At 57.3% G+C, this 16,247-nt stretch carries 11 protein-coding genes; all 11 read left to right on the top strand.

Annotated elements, in window-relative coordinates; translation table 11 throughout:
* Window positions 1–42 precede the first annotated feature (42 nt).
* The 11 genes from rpoC (at window position 43) to C772_RS07890 (ending at window position 16,209) form a co-directional block, all read left to right on the top strand.
* Entirely contained in the window at window positions 43–3,648 is a 3,606-nt protein-coding gene (rpoC, locus tag C772_RS07945) for a DNA-directed RNA polymerase subunit beta' (protein ID WP_008298905.1), read from the top strand.
* Between the two features lie 451 nt (window positions 3,649–4,099).
* Window positions 4,100–4,345 (top strand): ribosomal L7Ae/L30e/S12e/Gadd45 family protein, encoded by a 246-nt coding sequence (locus tag C772_RS07935; RefSeq protein WP_008298904.1) that lies wholly within the window; start codon window positions 4,100–4,102, stop codon window positions 4,343–4,345.
* 97 nt (window positions 4,346–4,442) lie between these two features.
* The gene (rpsL, locus tag C772_RS07930) at window positions 4,443–4,862 is read left to right on the top strand and encodes a 30S ribosomal protein S12 (RefSeq protein WP_008298903.1); all 420 of its coding nucleotides are present in this window, start codon (window positions 4,443–4,445) and stop codon (window positions 4,860–4,862) included.
* 44 nt (window positions 4,863–4,906) lie between these two features.
* Window positions 4,907–5,377: a 30S ribosomal protein S7 gene (gene rpsG, locus C772_RS07925; protein ID WP_008298901.1), complete on the top strand. Its 471-nt coding sequence runs from the start codon at window positions 4,907–4,909 to the stop codon at window positions 5,375–5,377.
* Between the two features lie 51 nt (window positions 5,378–5,428).
* A complete protein-coding gene (fusA, locus tag C772_RS07920) occupies window positions 5,429–7,507 on the top strand; it encodes an elongation factor G (RefSeq protein ID WP_008298900.1) in 2,079 nt (692 codons plus the stop codon).
* Window positions 7,508–7,623: 116 nt separating this feature from the next.
* Window positions 7,624–8,811 carry an elongation factor Tu gene (tuf, locus tag C772_RS07915; RefSeq protein ID WP_008298899.1) on the top strand — a complete coding sequence of 396 codons (1,188 nt, stop codon included), beginning with the start codon at window positions 7,624–7,626 and terminating at the stop codon, window positions 8,809–8,811.
* A gap of 456 nt (window positions 8,812–9,267) precedes the next feature.
* Window positions 9,268–10,935 (top strand): dihydroxy-acid dehydratase, encoded by a 1,668-nt coding sequence (gene ilvD, locus C772_RS07910; RefSeq protein ID WP_008298898.1) that lies wholly within the window; start codon window positions 9,268–9,270, stop codon window positions 10,933–10,935.
* A 362-nt stretch (window positions 10,936–11,297) separates the two neighbouring features.
* Entirely contained in the window at window positions 11,298–13,037 is a 1,740-nt protein-coding gene (ilvB, locus tag C772_RS07905; RefSeq protein ID WP_008298897.1) for a biosynthetic-type acetolactate synthase large subunit, read from the top strand.
* Window positions 13,034–13,549, top strand: coding sequence for an acetolactate synthase small subunit (gene ilvN, locus C772_RS07900; protein WP_008298896.1), 516 nt, complete (start codon window positions 13,034–13,036; stop codon window positions 13,547–13,549). The genes ilvB and ilvN overlap by 4 nt, the downstream gene beginning before the upstream one ends.
* Before the next feature lie 97 nt (window positions 13,550–13,646).
* A complete protein-coding gene (gene ilvC, locus C772_RS07895) occupies window positions 13,647–14,678 on the top strand; it encodes a ketol-acid reductoisomerase (RefSeq protein ID WP_008298895.1) in 1,032 nt (343 codons plus the stop codon).
* Window positions 14,665–16,209 carry a 2-isopropylmalate synthase gene (locus C772_RS07890; protein ID WP_008298893.1) on the top strand — a complete coding sequence of 515 codons (1,545 nt, stop codon included), beginning with the start codon at window positions 14,665–14,667 and terminating at the stop codon, window positions 16,207–16,209. The genes ilvC and C772_RS07890 overlap by 14 nt, the downstream gene beginning before the upstream one ends.
* The last annotated feature ends 38 nt before the right edge of the window (window positions 16,210–16,247 follow it).

Raw genomic sequence — 16,247 nt, 5'->3', positions numbered from 1 at the left:
CGGTGAGCCTGTTCAGATTGAGACTAAAGGGAGGTAGGCTCCTTGATAGATGTAAATAATTTCGAGTATATGAAAATCGGCCTTGCATCCCCGGACAAAATCCGGTCGTGGTCCTACGGTGAAGTCAAAAAACCGGAAACGATCAACTACCGGACTCTGAAGCCGGAGAAAGACGGCCTGTTCTGCGAACGGATCTTCGGGCCGACGAAAGACTGGGAGTGCCACTGCGGGAAATACAAACGCGTCCGCTACAAGGGCGTTGTCTGCGACCGCTGCGGCGTCGAAGTCACCCGCGCCAAAGTGCGCCGTGAACGGATGGGCCATATCGAGCTTGCGGCTCCGGTTTCCCACATCTGGTACTTCAAAGGCATCCCGAGCCGCATGGGGCTTCTTCTTGACATGTCCCCGCGTTCGCTCGAGGAAGTCATCTACTTCGCTTCCTATGTCGTGACCGACCCGGCGGACACCGGCCTTGAGCGCAAGCAGCTCCTGTCCGAGCGTGAATACCGCGCGTACCGCGAAAAGTACGGCAGCAAGTTCTCCGCGCTCATGGGTGCGGAGGCGATCGAAAGGCTTCTTAAGCAGATCGACCTCGACAAAGAGGCCGACGCGCTGAAGGAAGAGCTCAAGACGGCTCAGGGACAGCGCCGCACACGCGCCATCAAGCGCCTGGAAGTCGTTGAATCGTTCCGCCATTCGGGCAACCGCCCGGAATGGATGATCCTCGAAGTGCTTCCGGTCATCCCGCCGGAACTCCGCCCGATGGTCCAGCTGGACGGCGGACGCTTCGCGACATCCGACCTGAACGACCTGTACCGCCGGGTGATTAACCGGAACAACCGCCTCAAGCGCCTGCTTGACCTCGGCGCGCCGGGGATCATCGTCCAGAACGAGAAGCGGATGCTGCAGGAAGCCGTCGATGCCCTCATCGACAACGGCCGCCGCGGCCGTCCGGTCACCGGTCCGGGCAACCGCCCGCTCAAGTCCCTCTCGCATATGCTGAAGGGTAAGCAGGGCCGTTTCCGCCAGAACCTTCTCGGGAAGCGTGTCGACTACTCCGGCCGTTCCGTAATCGTCGTCGGGCCGAACCTGAAAATGTACCAGTGCGGCCTGCCGCGTGAAATGGCGATTGAGCTGTTCAAGCCGTTCGTCATGAAAGAACTCGTCGAGCGCGGGCTCGCGCACAACATCAAGAGCGCGAAGCGCAAGATCGAACGCCTTCACTCGGACGTCTGGGATGTCCTTGAGGAAGTCATCAAGGAACACCCGGTCCTCCTGAACCGCGCACCGACGCTTCACCGTCTCGGGATCCAGGCATTCGAGCCGACACTTGTCGAAGGCCGCGCCATCCGTCTCCACCCGCTCGTATGTACGGCATACAACGCCGACTTCGACGGTGACCAGATGGCAGTCCACGTGCCGCTTTCCGCAGAAGCACAGGCGGAAGCCCGCCTTCTCATGCTCGCGGCACAGAACATCCTGAACCCGAAAGACGGGAAGCCGGTCGTTACGCCTTCCCAGGACATGGTCCTCGGGAACTACTACCTGACGCTCGAGCGCAAAGGCGCAGCAGGCGAAGGAATGGTCTTCAGCAATTCGGACGAAGTGATGGTCGCCTACCAGAACGGCTACGTGCATCTGCACAGCCGGATCGCCATCCATGCGTCATCGCTGAACAACCCGACATTCACGGAAGAGCAGAACCGCCAGCTGCTCATGACGACGGTCGGCAAGGTCATCTTCAACGAGATCCTTCCGGAGTCGTTCCCGTACATCAACGAGCCGACAAACCACAACCTGCAGGTCGAGACGCCTGAGAAGTACTTTATCGATCCGACCGAAGACGTCAAGGCGAAGATCCAGGAAGCGGAGCTTGTCCAGCCGTTCAAGAAGAAAATCCTCGGGAATATCATCGCGGAGATCTTCAAACGGTTCCACATCACGGAAACGTCGAAGATGCTCGACCGCATGAAGGACCTCGGATTCAAATACTCGACCCGTGCCGGCATCACGATCGGCATCTCGGACATCGTCGTCCTGCCGAACAAGGGAGAAATCCTCCAGGAAGCGCAAGGCAAGGTCGACAAGGTCACGAAGCAGTTCCGCCGCGGTCTCATCACCGAAGAGGAACGCTACGACCGTGTCATCTCGTATTGGTCCCAGGCCAAGGACACCATCCAGTCCCTGCTGATGGAGTCCCTCGAGAACACGAACCCGATCTTCATGATGTCCGATTCCGGAGCCCGTGGTAACGCATCGAACTTCACGCAGCTTGCGGGGATGCGTGGCCTCATGGCCAACCCGGCCGGCCGGATCATCGAGCTCCCGATCAAGTCATCGTTCCGTGAAGGCCTCACCGTCCTCGAGTACTTCATCTCGACGCACGGTGCACGTAAAGGTCTTGCCGATACGGCACTGAAGACGGCCGACTCGGGTTACCTGACACGCCGTCTCGTCGATGTCGCGCAGGACGTCATCGTCCGCGAAGACGACTGCGGCACGGACCGCGGCCTTGAAGTGAGCGCGCTCACCGAAGGCACGGAAATCATCGAGACACTTGATGAGCGTATTATCGGACGCCATGCGAAGAAATCGGTGCGCCATCCGGAAACGGGTGAAGTGTTCGTCGAGCGCGACGGGCTCATCACCGAGGACATTGCGCGTGCGATCCTGGATGCGGGCATCGAAACCGTCACGATCCGTTCCGCTTTCACATGCAACACGAAGCACGGCATCTGCAAGAAGTGCTACGGCATGAACCTGGCGACAGGCGAAGCGGTCGAAGTCGGCGAAGCGGTCGGCATCATCGCGGCCCAGTCGATCGGGGAGCCGGGCACGCAGCTGACGATGCGTACGTTCCACACAGGCGGTGTTGCCGGGGACGACATCACTCAGGGTCTTCCGCGTATCCAGGAAATCTTCGAATCACGGAACCCGAAAGGCCAGGCGGTCATTTCCGAGATCGACGGTGTCATCACCGAGATCGACGAGATCCGCGAAGGCCAGAAGGAAATCACCGTCACCGGCGAAGTCGAGACACGCAAATATACACCACCGTATAATGCGCGCCTCCGCTTCGGCCTGAACGATACCGTCAAGCGCGGCGAGGCGCTGACCGAAGGGTCCATCGATCCGAAGCAACTCATCGTCGTCAAGGACGTCAAGACCGTCCAGGAATACCTGCTGAAGGAAGTCCAGAAGGTCTACCGGATGCAGGGCGTTGAGATCAGCGATAAGCACGTCGAGGTCATGGTCCGCCAGATGATGCGCAAAGTCCGCGTCATCGAAGCCGGCGAAACCGACCTCCTGCCGGGCACGCTGCTCGACATCCATCAGTTCACGGAAGCAAACTCCGATGCCATCCGCGATGGCCGGCTGCCTGCGACAAGCCGCCCGGTTATCCTCGGGATCACGAAGGCGTCCCTCGAGACGGAATCCTTCCTCTCGGCCGCCTCGTTCCAGGAGACAACCCGCGTCCTCACCGACGCTGCCATCAAAGGCAAGATGGACGAACTCCTCGGACTCAAGGAGAACGTCATCATCGGGAAACTGGTTCCTGCCGGTACCGGCATGCAGCGCTACCGCCAGATCGAAATGGCCTACGAAGGCATGGAAGAAGAACAGGAAGAAACCGCAGCAGCGGAATAATCCTCACAGGAACCCCGGGAAGCCCAGCGCTTCCCGGGGTTTTTCTGCGGGACGGCCGGGGAATAGGGTCAGGGGAATAGAAAATCGCAGTATGGACCGCGGACTCGTACTTCATCCGGCAGTTTCGTATGATGGATTGCAAATTCGCAGTATGGGCTCCCCGATCCGTACTTAAAATGGAGATATCGTATTACGGAGAGAGATTCCGTTCGATCCCTCTGAGAGTCGTACTATGGACAGGCTGGATCGCAGTAAGCAAGCAGTCTGGAATCGCACTGATCAGGATGACGGACCCCAAGTCCCGCCAGGATCGGAACCGCCGTTTTCACCGCATGGAACCGCACTTCCGGACGCCCGGAAAAATTGATATGTTTTTTATTGACATACCGGAACAGGGATGATAATATGTTCAAGGTTGAGAGTTGACTTTTGGTTCCTTGGAGGAAATGGCATGTCTCATGGACAAGCGAATCAGAAACAGACGATCATCGGTATAAAGCAGGCAGTAAAGGCGCTCCGGAAGGGCCGTGTGCGGGAAGTGATTCTCGCAGCGGATGCAGACGGGCGGCTGATCGGCGACGTTCTTTCCCTTGCGGAACAGAACGGGATTCCTGTACGCTATGAAGGCACGAGGAAAGACCTCGGCCGGGCATACGGAATCGATGTCGGCGCATCGGTCATCGCCATTACTGAGTAGGTTTTTGCGTCATGCTGCGCAAAGACTTTGTTTTTACCCCTAAAATGAACCACCTGGATGTGTGGTATTAAAAAGAACTGAAGGGAGGACCCTATCGATGCCTACAATTAACCAACTGGTCCGCAACCCGCGTAAGTCGAAAGCGACCAAGTCGAAGTCTCCGGCACTCGGGAAAGGTTACAACAGCTTCAAGAAATCTCTTACAGATGTGAACTCGCCTCAAAAGCGCGGTGTCTGCACACGTGTCGGCACAATGACGCCTAAGAAGCCGAACTCCGCGCTTCGTAAATACGCTCGTGTCCGCCTGACGAACACGATCGAAGTCAACGCGTATATCCCGGGTGAAGGCCACAACCTGCAAGAGCACAGCGTTGTCCTGATCCGCGGCGGCCGTGTTAAAGACCTTCCGGGTGTCCGCTACCACATCGTGCGCGGCGCCCTCGATACAGCCGGCGTTCAAGGCCGTATGCAGAGCCGTTCCCAATACGGCGCGAAGAAGCCAAAAGAGAAAAAATAATACACCTGCCAAAGGTGCCGTAAAGTTTGAAAGGAGGAACACACATGCCTCGTAAAGGTCCAGTAGCAAAACGTGACGTGTTGCCTGATCCGCTGTATAACTCGAAGCTCGTGACACGTCTTGTAAACAAAATCATGGTAGACGGCAAGAAGGGTACTGCCCAGAAAGCCCTCTACGGCGCATTCGAAATCGTCCGTGAGCGTTCCGGTAAGGATCCTCTGGAAGTATTCGAAGCAGCACTTGAAAACATCATGCCAGTCCTCGAAGTACGTGCCCGCCGTGTCGGTGGCGCGAACTACCAGGTACCGGTTGAAGTTCGCCCGGACCGCCGTGTCACACTCGGCCTCCGCTACCTCGTCAACTACTCCCGCCTGCGCGGTGAGAAGACGATGGAAGAGCGCCTGGCAAACGAGATCCTCGATGCATCCAACAACACTGGTGCATCCGTGAAGCGTCGTGAAGATCTTCACAAAATGGCGGAAGCGAACAAAGCATTCGCTCACTACCGCTGGTAAGTTCAAGCCGAAGTCCACTCTATTCCGACATAACAGGAGGAGAAACACATTATGGCTAGAGAATTCTCCTTGGAGAACACTCGTAACATCGGGATCATGGCCCACATTGATGCCGGTAAGACGACAACGACAGAGCGTATCCTCTACTACACAGGTAAGATCCACAAGCTCGGCGAAACACACGAAGGGGCTTCCCAGATGGACTGGATGGAGCAGGAACAGGAGCGCGGAATCACAATCACATCCGCTGCGACGACTGCTGCATGGAAAGGCCACCGCGTCAACATCATCGACACTCCGGGACACGTCGACTTCACAGTTGAAGTTGAGCGTTCCCTCCGCGTACTCGACGGTGCGGTAACGGTCCTTGACGCCCAGTCTGGCGTTGAGCCTCAGACGGAAACGGTATGGCGCCAGGCAACCACTTACGGCGTTCCTCGTCTCGTATTCGTCAACAAGATGGACAAGACTGGCGCAGACTTCCTCTACGCCGTCAAGACACTGCACGACCGCCTCGATGCAAATGCCCACCCGATCCAGCTTCCGATCGGTGCGGAAGATGAATTCCGCGGCATCATCGACCTTGTCGAGCAGCGTGCCATCATGTACGGCAATGACCTCGGAACGGATGTCGAAATCACCGAGATCCCTGAAGAGTTCAAGGCCCAGGCCGACGAATACCGCGAGAAGCTCATCGAAGCACTCGCAGAGTTCGACGAAGAGCTCATGGAGAAATACCTCGGCGGCGAAGAACTCTCTGTTGAAGAGATCAAAGCAGCCATCCGTAAAGCAACGCTTGCGGTAGAATTCTATCCGGTTGTCCTCGGTACGGCATTCAAGAACAAAGGTGTCCAGCTCGTCCTTGACGCGGTTGTCGACTACCTGCCGTCCCCGATCGACATCCCGGCAATCGACGGAATCGACCCTGAAACCGGCGAAGCGCTCGAGCGCCACGCTGATGACAGCGAGCCGTTCTCGGCACTCGCGTTCAAGGTCATGACTGACCCGTTTGTCGGTAAGCTGACATTCTTCCGTGTCTACTCCGGTATCCTTCAGTCCGGTTCTTACGTTCAGAACTCGACAAAAGGCAAGCGTGAGCGCGTCGGCCGGATCCTGCAGATGCACGCGAACTCCCGTGAGGAGATCTCCGAAGTGCACGCAGGTGAAATCGCCGCTGCCGTCGGCCTGAAAGACACAGGCACAGGCGACACGCTCTGCGACGAGAAATCTCTTGTCATCCTTGAGTCCATGGAGTTCCCTGAGCCGGTTATCTCGGTTGCAATCGAGCCGAAGACCAAAGGCGACCAGGACAAGATGGGCATTGCCCTCGGCAAGCTCCAGGAAGAAGACCCTACGTTCCGCGCGCACACTGACCAGGAAACTGGTGAAGTCATCATCGCGGGCATGGGTGAGCTCCACCTCGACATCATCGTTGACCGCCTCAAGCGCGAGTTCAAGGTTGAAGCGAATGTCGGTGCGCCTCAGGTATCCTACCGTGAGACGTTCCGCCAGACTGCACAGGTCGAAGGTAAGTTCGTACGCCAGTCCGGTGGCCGCGGTCAGTTCGGTCACGTCTGGATCGAGTTCGCACCAAACGAAGAAGGTGCAGGCTTCGAATTCGAGAACGGCATCGTCGGTGGTGTCGTACCGCGTGAATACGTCCCTGCTGTTGAAGCGGGCGTTAAAGACGCACTCGAAAACGGTGTCGTTGCAGGATTCCCTGTCATCGACGTCAAAGCCAAGCTCTTCGACGGTTCCTACCACGATGTCGACTCCAGCGAAATGGCGTTCAAGATTGCCGCTTCCATGGCAGTCAAGAACGCTGCAGCGAAAGTCAACCCTGTTCTTCTTGAGCCGATGATGAAAGTAGAAGTCGTCATCCCTGAAGAGTACATGGGCGACATCATGGGCGACGTCACTTCCCGCCGCGGACGTGTCGAAGGTATGGAAGCGCGCGGTAATGCACAGGTTGTACGTGCGATGGTTCCACTTTCCGAAATGTTCGGCTACGCGACATCGCTTCGCTCGAACACACAGGGCCGCGGTACATTCTCGATGGTGTTCGATCACTACGAGGAAGTTCCTAAGTCCATCCGGGAAGAAATCGTCAAAAAAAATAAAGGCGAATAATTGAAATTCCCCTTTGTTTCAAGTATAACTAACGTATAAGTTATGGAAGGTGGGGAAGTATGGCTTCCCCGCGGACCATACCAAATCATCTCTTACATTTAAGGAGGATATTCCTAATGGCTAAAGAAAAATTCGATCGCTCCAAAACGCATGCGAACATCGGTACAATCGGTCACGTTGACCATGGTAAAACAACTCTGACTGCTGCAATCGCGACAGTTCTCGCGAAAAAAGGCGGCGGTGAAGCACGTTCGTACGCTGATGTTGACAACGCTCCGGAAGAAAAAGAGCGCGGGATCACAATCAACACATCCCACATCGAATATGAAACAGAAAAGCGCCACTACGCTCACGTTGACTGCCCAGGTCACGCTGACTATGTCAAGAACATGATCACTGGTGCAGCTCAAATGGACGGCGGAATCCTCGTTGTATCCGCAGCTGACGGCCCAATGCCACAAACTCGTGAGCACATCCTCCTGTCCCGTCAGGTTGGTGTTCCTTACCTCGTCGTATTCCTTAACAAGTGCGACATGGTTGACGACGAAGAACTCCTTGAACTCGTTGAAATGGAAGTCCGCGACCTCCTTTCCGAGTACGACTTCCCTGGCGATGACGTTCCTGTCATCAAAGGTTCCGCTCTAAAAGCCCTCGAAGGCGAAGCTGAGTGGGAAGAGAAAATCGTTGAGCTCATGGACGCAGTTGACAGCTACATCCCAACTCCTGAGCGCGACACTGAAAAGCCATTCATGATGCCTGTCGAGGACGTCTTCTCGATCACAGGCCGTGGTACAGTTGCAACTGGCCGTGTAGAACGTGGCCAAGTTAAAGTCGGCGACACTGTTGAAATCATCGGTCTTGCTGAAGAAGCAAAATCGACTACAGTAACAGGCGTTGAAATGTTCCGTAAGCTTCTCGACTATGCAGAAGCTGGCGACAACATCGGTGCGCTTCTCCGTGGTGTTGCACGTGAAGACATCCAGCGTGGCCAAGTTCTTGCAAAGCCAGGCTCGATCACTCCACACACTAACTTCAAATCTGAAGTTTACGTTCTGTCCAAAGAAGAAGGTGGCCGTCACACGCCATTCTTCTCCAACTACCGTCCGCAGTTCTACTTCCGTACAACTGACGTAACCGGCATCATCACGCTTCCAGAAGGCGTTGAAATGGTTATGCCTGGCGACAACGTTGAAATGACAGTAGAACTCATCTCGCCAATCGCGATCGAAGAAGGTACAAAGTTCTCGATCCGTGAAGGCGGCCGCACAGTTGGTGCAGGCGTCGTAGCTTCTATCCAGAAGTAATTTGAGATGATGTAACCTGAATACCGGAAACGGACCGGCCTGATCAGCCGCTCCGCTTCCTATGTCCAGACGTGGACATAGACCTCCGCCCAGACGTGGGCGGGGGTCTTTTTTTGTTGTCTGGGAATCCCCATCTTTCCGGTTCATGTCCCCTACTTGTGTATCGCTTCCGGAGGATACCAGGATTGGTCATCACTCCTGGGACAGGGGAGGAACCTTGAAACACTCGTCCCGCTCAAAAAAATTTAAATAAATTTTTCTGAATTGCAGAATGCGATATATCAACATTTGCAAACGTTTACAGCCCGACTGTATATCTAAATTGCACAAAAACTTGGAAAAAGCGACTTGACGCAATATTTTAACCGCGTTATGATGTGTTCAATTCATTTTGAGAGACGGCAAAAGAGCACGGCCAGCAGCCGCTCCGCCTCCATTCAGAGGAGAGATCATCTTATGCGAAGCGACATGATAAAAGTAGGAATCGACCGGGCACCGCACCGGAGCCTGTTATATGCAGCAGGCGTCAAAGCGAAGGATATGGGCAAGCCGTTTATCGGCGTGTGCAACTCCTACGTCGACATCATCCCGGGGCATATGCACCTGAACAAATTTGCGGAGGTCGTCAAAGACGCAATCCGTGAAGCAGGCGGCGTTCCGTTCGAGTTCAATACGATCGGCGTCGATGACGGAATTGCGATGGGGCACATCGGGATGCGCTATTCGCTCCCGAGCCGGGAGATCATCGCCGACTCCGCGGAAACAGTCATCAATGCTCACTGGTTCGACGGTGTGTTCTACATTCCAAACTGTGACAAGATCACGCCGGGGATGCTCATGGCGGCTGTACGGACCAACGTCCCGTCGATCTTCGTATCGGGCGGGCCGATGGAAGCCGGAGTCGATTCAAACGGCAATCAGCTTTCCCTCACTTCCGTGTTTGAAGGTGTGGGCGCCTATAAGCAGGGCACGATGTCGGAGACACAGCTTCTCGAGATCGAGCAGAGTGCCTGCCCGACATGCGGCTCCTGTTCGGGGATGTTCACCGCCAACTCGATGAACACCCTGATGGAAATGATGGGCGTCGCGCTACCTCAGAACGGCACGATCGTCGCGACATCCGATCATCGTAAAGATCTGATCTATGAAGCGGCCAAGCAGCTGATCCGCATGGTCGAGGAAGACGTGAAGCCACGCGACCTCGTCACTGAAGAAACCATCGACGACGCATTCGCCCTTGACATGGCGATGGGCGGATCGACTAACACGGTCCTCCATACCCTTGCCATCGCACATGAGGCAGGCATCGACTATGACCTGAAAAAGGTTAATGAGATTGCAGAGCGCGTTCCGTATCTGTCCAAGCTCATGCCCGCATCGGACTACTCGATGCATGACGTGCACCTTGCCGGCGGCGTCAGTGCGATCATCCGTGAACTGTGCGATATCCCGGGTGCCATTCACCCGGACCGGATGACGGTCACCGGCAAGACACTCTTTGAAAACGTGAAAGACAGCAAGATCCTGAACGAGCAGGTCATCCGGCCAAAAGAAAACCCGTATAGTCCGGTGGGCGGCCTATCCGTCTTATACGGGAATGTGGCACCGGATGGCGGCGTCATCAAGGTCGGTGCAGTCGATCCTTCGATCAAGGTGTTCGAAGGCGACGCAATCGTCTTTGATTCTCAGGAAGACGCCCTCCAGGGTATCGATGACGGCACGGTCCAGGAAGGGCACGTGGTCGTCATCCGGTACGAGGGTCCGAAAGGCGGACCGGGCATGCCGGAGATGCTCGCACCGACATCGGCAATTGTCGGACGGGGGCTCGGCACGAAAGTCGCTCTCATCACGGACGGACGATTCTCGGGTGCATCCCGCGGCATCGCTGTCGGCCACATTTCGCCGGAAGCGGCGGAAGGCGGACCGATCGGCCTGGTGGAGAACGGCGACATCATAGAAATCGACCTCGTCAACCGCAGGATCGAACTCAAGGTCCCGGAAGACGTACTGGAAGAGCGGCGCAAGAAAGTGAAGCCGTTTGAACCGAAAATCAAGACGGGCTATCTCGCCCGATACTCGAAACTGGTCACATCCGCCAACACAGGCGGCGTCATGAAAATCTGACGGCGGCCGACAGAGCTAAATCGAACCAAAGCGCAGAAGAGGCAAAAGGGAAGGACCCCTGCATTTACCAGAGAGCCGGAACCGCTGGAACCCGGCATTGCAGCCCTGACCGACATCACCTCCGAGCGGAACACTGAACGGATCATTCCCAAGGTGTTCCCGGGGCAGGCATCGCGCCGCCCCGTTACCAACCGGCCGGGCATTACGCCCGGCTGCCGAGGCGGCAATGCCGCGAACAAGGGTGGTACCATGAAAGGCTCTTTCATCCCTTGCAACGGAAGACGACTGTGTTCCGTGCAGGGAGTGGAGGGGTCTTTTGTTTTTTTATATACAAAACTCACGAGTGAAGGAGGAAGGCGCAGATGGAAGCGAGCGTCAAGGTAAGGGAAACAAAACAAGCCGTCACGCCGGCAGCAGCCGGCAACGGAGCCGACCTGCTGGTCCGGTCTTTGAAAAACGAGGGCGTGGACATTATTTTCGGCTACCCGGGCGGGGCGGTGCTCCCGATCTACGATGCACTGTACAAGAATCCGATCCGGCACATCCTGGCCCGCCACGAGCAGGGTGCCATCCACGCAGCCGAAGGGTATGCGCGCACGACAGGAAGGACCGGCGTGGTGATTGCCACTTCCGGACCGGGAGCGACGAACCTTGTGACCGGCATCGCGGATGCCATGCTGGACTCGCTCCCGCTCGTCGTCCTCACCGGGCAGGTCGCCCAGCAGGTAATCGGAACGGATGCTTTCCAAGAGGCGGATGTCATCGGCATCACACAGCCCATCACGAAGCACAACTACCAGGTGAAGGATGCAAAAGACATCCCGAGGATCATCAAGGAAGCCTTCCACATCGCTTCCACCGGACGGAAGGGCCCGGTCGTCGTCGACATTCCGAAGGACGTGTCGGTCGCTGAACTAGCCGCGGATATCCCTCATCCGGAAGGCATCCATCTGCCGGGCTACCAGCCGACGTTCAAACCGAACTTCCTCCAGATCCAGAAAGCCGCACAGGCCCTTTCAGAGGCGAAGCGGCCGCTGATCCTGGCCGGGGCCGGCATCCTTGCCGCAGAAGCCACAGCGGAGCTCAGAAGCTTTATCGACCAGTACCGCATCCCGGTGACGACAACGCTGCTCGGCATCGGCACCGTCCCGGGCGGCCATGAGCTCGGCCTCGGAATGGCGGGCATGCACGGGTCCTACGCGGCGAACATGGCCATCCAGGAATGTGATGTGCTCCTGAACATCGGCGCCCGCTTCGACGACCGGCTCACCGGCAACCTCGAAGGATTCGCGCCGAATGCAAAGGTGATCCATATCGATATCGACCCGGCCGAGATCGGCAAGAACGTCCCGACCGACATCCCGATTGTGGCCGACGCCAAGGCAGCCCTCGCCGAGCTGAACAAAAAGGGCTTCGGCGCTCCGGATACGGAAGCGTGGCTCGCCCGCCTCGGCGAATACCGGGAAACCCGTCCGTTCGGCTACGCGGAGGCGCCGGAAGGGCAGATCATGCCGCAGGACGCGGTACGGCTCATCCACAAGTACACGGGAGGCGATGCAATCGTCACGACCGATGTCGGCCAGCACCAGATGTTCGCAGCCCAGTATTATGAGCCGAACCACCCGCACCATTGGGTGACATCGGGAGGCCTCGGGACGATGGGCTTCGGATTCCCTGCAGCCATCGGCGCCCAGCTCGCCTTCCCGGGTGAGAAAGTCGTCGCGATTGTCGGTGACGCCGGATTCCAGATGACATTGCAGGAGCTGTCCATTCTCCAGGAGTTCAAACTTCCGGTGAAGGTCATCATCCTGAACAATGCGTCGCTCGGCATGGTGCGCCAGTGGCAGGAGACCTTCCACGGGGAGCGCTACTCCTCTTCGCTCGTTCCGGTGCAGCCGGACTTCGTGAAGCTGGCGGAAGCGTATGAGGTCAAGGGGTACAAAGTCGAGACGCTTGCCGAGGCGGACCGGGTGATCCGCGAAGCCATCGAGTCGGACGGTCCGGCACTCGTCGACTGCCGGGTACTCGCGACGGAAAACGTCTACCCGATGGTCGCGCCGGGCAAGAGCCTCAGTGAAATGATCGGAGTGATGGAACGGTGAAACGGATCATAACGACAACAGTCCTCAATCAAAGCGGTGTCCTGAACCGGGTGACGGGGCTCCTCATGAAGCGGCAGTTCAACATCGAGAGCATCACCGTCGGGCATACCGAGACGCCGGGCATGTCGAAGATCACCTTCGTCGTCCACGTCGAGGATTCCTCAAAGGTCGAGCAGCTGGTCAAACAGCTGTCCAAGCAGATCGACGTCATCAAGGTGAATGACATCACCGACAAGGCGATGGTCATGCGGGAGCTGGCGCTCGTCAAGGTCGTGACCCCGCCGCAGATGCGCCAGGAAGTCCGGAGCATCGTCGAACCGTTCCGCGCACAGGTCATCGACATGAGCAAGAACGTCACGACCTACCAGGTGACAGGGGACCCCGAGAAGATCGAGGCCTTCATCGACCTTGTCCGCCCATATGGCATCAAGGAAATCTCGCGTACCGGTGTCACCGCCTTTACCCGCGAGACACAGCGCGCGGATACTGTGCCCGACCTGATCCTGCAGTAAGGCTTCAAGCAAAAACAGAGAGATTCCCGCGGCCGGCCGGCCCGCTTTCAAGCCCGGCCCAACCAAAAAAACAGAACCCACAGGGAGGAAATTGAAAATGGCAAAAATGTACTATAACCAGGATGTTAACGAGGCAGTTCTCGAAGGACGTAAAATCGCGGTCATCGGCTACGGTTCCCAGGGCCATGCACATGCGCAGAACCTGAAAGAATCCGGCTTCGATGTCATCGTCGGGGTACGCCCGGGCAAATCGTTCGAAATGGCGAAGGAAGACGGCCTCCAGGTCGCAACCGTTGCCGAAGCTTCCGCAGCTGCGGATGTCATCATGGTTCTCCTCCCGGATGAGCGCCAGACCCAGGTCTACAACGAAGAGATCAAGCCGTCCCTCACTGCAGGCAAGGCGCTCGTCTTCGCACACGGGTTCAACATCCACTTCGGACAGATCGTCCCTCCGGCTGATGTTGATGTGTTCATGGTTGCGCCTAAGGGCCCTGGCCACCTTGTCCGCCGTACGTATGAAAGCGGCGCAGGCGTCCCTGCACTGATTGCGATCCAACAGGACGCAACCGGCCAGGCAAAGGATCTCGCACTCGCTTATGCCAAAGGAATCGGCGCTGCGCGTGCAGGCGTCCTTGAGACAACCTTCCAGGAAGAGACCGAGACGGACCTCTTCGGCGAACAGGCTGTTCTCTGCGGCGGTACAACCGCACTCGTGAAGGCCGGATTCGAAACACTGGTCGAAGCGGGCTACCAGCCGGAAGTCGCCTACTTCGAGGTTCTGCACGAACTGAAGCTGATCGTCGACCTCATGTACGAAGGCGGCATCGAAAACATGCGCTACTCCATCTCCGACACTGCACAGTGGGGCGACTTCGTCTCCGGGCCGCGCGTCATCACGGACGAGACAAAAGTCCGCATGAAGGAAGTGCTCGAAGATATCCAGAACGGCAAGTTCGCAAAAGGCTGGCTGCTTGAAAACCAGCTTGGCCGTCCTGAGTACAACGCCATCAACCGCCGCGAGTCCGAGCACCAGATCGAGAAAGTCGGCCGCGAGCTTCGTGCGATGATGCCATTTGTCAACGAAGGGAAGAAGATTAAAAAGGAAGTGGTCGCCAGTGCGCAAAATTGATATTTTCGACACGACCCTGAGGGACGGGGAGCAGTCGGCGGGGATTAACCTGAACACCGCCGAGAAGCTCGAGATCGCGCGCCAGCTGGAACGGCTCGGTGTGACGGTCATGGAGGCCGGCTTCCCGGCAGCCTCCCCCGGCGACCAGGACGCCGTCCGGAAAATTGCAGGCACGGTCAAGAACTCGATCGTGACGGGCCTCGCCCGCTGCAACCAAAAAGATATCGATGCTGCATGGGAAGCGCTCCGCGTCGCGGAGCAGCCCCATATCCATATCTTCCTGGCGACGTCTCCGATCCACATGGCCTACAAGCTGAAAAAGACGCCTGAAGAAGTGATCGAGGCATCGGTCGAAGCGGTCAAGTACGCGAAAAAGTTCTTCCCGCTTGTCCAGTGGTCGGCGGAAGACGGTTCACGTACGGAGCCGGACTTCCTCGCCCGCATCGTGACCGAAGTCGTCAAGGCCGGCGCCACGACCGTCAACATCCCTGACACCGTCGGCTATGCGACACCGCAGGACTACGGCGCCATCTTCAAGTTCCTGAAGGAGACCGTTCCGAACATCGACCGGGTGAAGCTGTCCGCACACTGCCATGACGACCTCGGCATGGCGACGGCAAACACGCTCGCAGCCATCGAAAACGGTGCCGACCAGGTGGAAGGCACGATCAATGCAATCGGAGAGCGTGCCGGCAACGTCGGCCTCGAGGAAGTCGCGGTTGCTCTCCATATCCGGAAGGATCACTACAATGTCGAGACCGGCATCAACCTGAAGGAGATCAAGCGCACGAGCCAGCTGGTCAGCCAGCTGACGGGCGTTGCCATCCAGCCGAACAAAGCGGTGACGGGCAAGAACGCCTTCGCCCATGAGTCCGGGATCCACCAGGACGGCATGCTGAAAAACCCGAACACTTATGAAATCATCACGCCGGAACTGATCGGCGATGCCCATACCGAACTGGTCCTCGGCAAGCACTCCGGACGCCACGCGTTCAAGACCCGTGCCGAAGAGATGGGCTTCACCCTCGAGCCGGAGCGGCTGAACGAAGCGTTCGCAGAATTCAAGAAGCTGGCGGACCGCAAAAAGGTCATCACCGAAGCGGACCTGCTTGTCATCCTCACCGACCAGCAGATCCAGGAAGCGGACGCGCGGATCTACGAACTGTCGGGCGTCCAGCTGTCCAGCGGCACGGCGAACATCCCGACGGCGACTATCACCGTCGTCCGTCCTGACGGTGAGACCATTACCGAGGCTGCGACCGGTACCGGTTCCGTCGAATCGATCTTCAACGCGCTCGAGCGCATCGTGAGCGAGAAGGTCCACATCCTCGACTACCGTGTGTCTTCCGTCGGCAAAGGCCGCGACGCACTCGGTGAGGCGGTCGTCAAAGTCCTGATCGGGGAAGACGAGATCACGGGCCGCGACGCCGCGCAGGATGTGCTGGAAGCAACGGCCAATGCCTACCTGAACGCCATCAACCGGAAACTTGTCAAAAACGCACAGCCGACAGAGACCGTTCCATTAACGTAACCCGCACGTCGAGCTGACCACCAAAAGGAGGAAACGAA

Source organism: Bhargavaea cecembensis DSE10 (assembly GCF_000348905.1).
GTDB classification, from domain to species: Bacteria; Bacillota; Bacilli; order Bacillales_A; family Planococcaceae; genus Bhargavaea; species Bhargavaea cecembensis.
This window is presented reverse-complemented; position numbering and strand designations above follow the sequence as displayed.

Bases quoted from the DNA above. Each gene is read 5' to 3' on its own strand.
- rpsL (WP_008298903.1), top strand. From the start codon at position 4,443: ATGCCTACAATTAACCAACTGGTCCGCAACCCGCGTAAGTCGAAAGCG.
- ilvB (WP_008298897.1), top strand. From the start codon at position 11,298: ATGGAAGCGAGCGTCAAGGTAAGGGAAACAAAACAAGCCGTCACGCCG.
- fusA (WP_008298900.1), top strand. From the start codon at position 5,429: ATGGCTAGAGAATTCTCCTTGGAGAACACTCGTAACATCGGGATCATG.
- tuf (WP_008298899.1), top strand. From the start codon at position 7,624: ATGGCTAAAGAAAAATTCGATCGCTCCAAAACGCATGCGAACATCGGT.
- ilvD (WP_008298898.1), top strand. From the start codon at position 9,268: ATGCGAAGCGACATGATAAAAGTAGGAATCGACCGGGCACCGCACCGG.
- ilvC (WP_008298895.1), top strand. From the start codon at position 13,647: ATGGCAAAAATGTACTATAACCAGGATGTTAACGAGGCAGTTCTCGAA.
- C772_RS07935 (WP_008298904.1), top strand. From the start codon at position 4,100: ATGTCTCATGGACAAGCGAATCAGAAACAGACGATCATCGGTATAAAG.
- rpsG (WP_008298901.1), top strand. From the start codon at position 4,907: ATGCCTCGTAAAGGTCCAGTAGCAAAACGTGACGTGTTGCCTGATCCG.